This window comes from Nocardioides sp. J9 (assembly GCF_007829375.1).
Classification (GTDB): Bacteria; Actinomycetota; Actinomycetes; order Propionibacteriales; family Nocardioidaceae; genus Nocardioides.
Genome location: NZ_VLJQ01000032.1, coordinates 1 through 2,905, shown reverse-complemented (window position 1 = coordinate 2,905; position 2,905 = coordinate 1). Strand labels below are relative to the sequence as shown.

Below are 2,905 nucleotides of genomic sequence, written 5' to 3'. Positions count from 1 at the left end.
ACAACCAACCCCGAAGAGCCAGCCGATCCGCCAATGCATACACAAACGTCACAATCGAATCTATGCATGACACACTGTTGAGTTCTCAAACATCACACGCATCCGCGCTTCGGACCCTGTCCGGGCCTTCGGTCGCGGGGCAACCTGTGAAACGTTAGTGGTTCGCATCCTGGCCGTCAACTCCGGCGAACCGGAGCTTCGGACCGGGGTCCGAACCACGTCCCGGGCATGACGAAGACCCCCGTTGTTGGGCCCTTGGCCCGGAGGTTTTCGCCGCGTTCCCCGCGACGAGAAGAACATTAACAGCACATGTCCCTCCCGTTGCAAATCGGGGTGCCCCTCAGCGTGAGGAGCGGGCCTCCTGGACGCGTTTGCGCAGGTCAGCGAGCTGCTCGGCCACCCGGACGGGAGCGGTGCCCCCACGACCGGAGCGCGACGCGACCGATCCCTCGACCGTCAGGACGGTGCGGACCTCGGGGGTCAGGTGCTGGGAGATGGCCGCGAACTGCTCGTCGCTGAGCTCGTCGAGCTCGATGCCCAGCTCCTCGCACTGGCGCACGCAGGTGCCGGCGAGCTCGTGGGCGATCCGGAACGGGACCCCCTGGCGCACCAGCCACTCCGCGATGTCGGTGGCGAGCGAGAAGCCCTGCGGTGCGAGCTCGCCGAGCCGGTCGGTGTCGAACACCAGGGTCGCCACCTGCCCGGTGAACGCGGGCAGCAGCACCTCGAGGGTGTCGACGGAGTCGAAGACCGGCTCCTTGTCCTCCTGCAGGTCGCGGTTGTAGGCGAGCGGGAGGGCCTTGAGGGTCGTGAGCAACCCGGTCAGGTTGCCGACGAGCCGTCCCGCCTTGCCGCGGGCCAGCTCGGAGATGTCGGGGTTCTTCTTCTGCGGCATGATGCTCGACCCCGTCGACCAGGAGTCGTGCAGCGTCACGAAGCCGAACTCCTTCGTCGCCCAGAGGATGACCTCCTCGGCGATCCGGCTGACGTCGATGCCGGTCTGTGCGGCGACAAACGCGAACTCGGCGACGAAGTCGCGCGAGGCGGTGCCGTCGATGGAGTTCGCGGTGGAACCGGTGAAGCCCAGCTCCCGGGCGACCAGCTGCGGGTCGAGCCCCAGGCTCTGCCCGGCCAGCGCTCCCGAGCCGTACGGCGAGTCGCCGGCGACCCGGCGGCGCCAGTCGGCGAACCGCTCGACGTCGCGCAGCAGCGCCCACGCGTGGGCGAGCAGGTGGTGCGAGAGCAGCACCGGCTGTGCGTGCTGCAGGTGCGTGCGGCCCGGCATGATCGCCGGTCCCCCGTCGACGGACGTGAGGTGCTGCTCGGCCTGGGTCGCGAGCGCGTCGACGAGGTCGAGCACCAGCCCGCTGACAACGGACTCGTGGTCGAGCAGGTAGCAGCGGAAGAGCGTCGCGATCTGGTCGTTGCGGGACCGACCGGCACGCAGCTTGCCGCCGACGTCGGGGCCCACCTCCTCGATCAGCAGCCGCTCGAGCGCGCCGTGGACGTCCTCGTCGGACGGGTCCGGCTGGAGGGTGCCGTCGGAGAAGCGTTGCGCCAGCGCGTCGAGGCCGCGGTGCAGCTCGGCCTCCTCCTCGGTGGTGAGCAGGCCGGCCGCACCGAGGGCCTTGGCGTGCGCGTGCGAGCCGGCGATGTCGTAGAGGCCCAGGCGCCAGTCGAAGTGGGTCGAGCGGGACAGCGCGTCGAGCTCCGGCGAGGGACCGCCGGCGAAGCGCCCGCCCCAGAGCTTGCCGCCCTGCGTCTGGCCGGTGGTGTCGGGCTGGTTGTCGGTGTCGGTCATGACAGTCCTCCCCGGACGTGCGCGATGGCCGCCCGCATCTGGTCGATCAGGCGCGGGTCGACCGCGCGTCCGTCGTCGTGCAGCTCCTCGGGCGTCCACCAGCGTGCGTCGAAGATCGACTGCGACTCCAGGTGGTCGAGCCCGGCGAAGCTGATCGGGGTCTCCTCCACCGCGACGGCGAAGAGGGTCGACTCATTGACGTACGAGCGACCGTTCCAGGAGAACTCCACCTCGAAGGTCCCGAACGGGTCGCCCAGCGCCGCCGGGTCGACCTCGATGCCGGTCTCCTCGCGCAGCTCACGGACCCCGGCGTGCGCCAGCGGCTCCCCCGGGTCCGCGGCGCCGCCGACGGTGAACCAGTACTGCACGTCGGGCACCGCGGGGTCGCAGCCGAGCAGCAGGAGGACCCGGTCCTCCGCGCTGACCGGCAGCACCCGGGCGACCGTGCGGCGGGTGGGTTCTCCCGGAAGCCCCGTCGTCATCAGTCGGTGCCGATCTCCATCGCCACGTCCTCGAGGATGGCCTCGCTCTCGTCGCCGCCGTTGGGGTTGGCGGTGATCTGGTCGTAGCCACCGGGCGGCAGCTCACCGAAGAGCGTGCCGTTCTCGACGAGCACGGTGCCCTGGTCGAGCGGCTGGCCGGCGTACATCTCGAGCTTGGCGCGGCTGTCGGCGATGTCGAGGTTGCGCATGGTCAGCTGGCCGATCCGGTCGGTCGGGCCGAAGGCCGCGTTCTCGACGCGCTCCATCGACAGCTTCTCCGGGTGGTAGGAGAAGCTCGGGCCCTCGCTCTTCAGGATCGTGTAGTCGTCGCCACGGCGCAGCCGCAGAGTGACGGTGCCGGTGACCAGCGAGGCGATCCAGCGCTGGATGGACTCACGGATCATCAGCGCCTGCGGGTCGAGCCAGCGGCCCTCGTAGAGCAGGCGGCCGAGCTTGCGGCCCTCGTTGTGGTACTGCGCGACGGTGTCCTCGTTGTGGATCGCGTTGACCAGCCGCTCGTAGGCCGCGAACAGCAGCGCCATGCCGGGCGCCTCGTAGATGCCGCGGGACTTGGCCTCGATGATGCGGTTCTCGATCTGGTCGGACATGCCCAGGCCGTGGC

At 69.9% G+C, this 2,905-nt stretch carries 2 protein-coding genes and 1 pseudogene; all 3 read right to left on the bottom strand.

Features of this window, described 5'->3' with window-relative positions:
* Nucleotides 1–340: 340 nt before the first annotated feature.
* Nucleotides 341–1,801, bottom strand: coding sequence for an argininosuccinate lyase (gene argH / locus L615_RS02960; RefSeq protein ID WP_145724063.1), 1,461 nt, complete (start codon nucleotides 1,799–1,801; stop codon nucleotides 341–343).
* Entirely contained in the window at nucleotides 1,798–2,283 is a 486-nt protein-coding gene (locus L615_RS02955) for an NUDIX hydrolase (protein WP_028654218.1), read from the bottom strand. The genes argH and L615_RS02955 overlap by 4 nt, the downstream gene beginning before the upstream one ends.
* Nucleotides 2,283–2,905 (bottom strand): annotated as a pseudogene (locus tag L615_RS02950) (argininosuccinate synthase domain-containing protein); the annotation flags it as partial. The pseudogene L615_RS02950 and the gene L615_RS02955, both read right to left, overlap by 1 nt.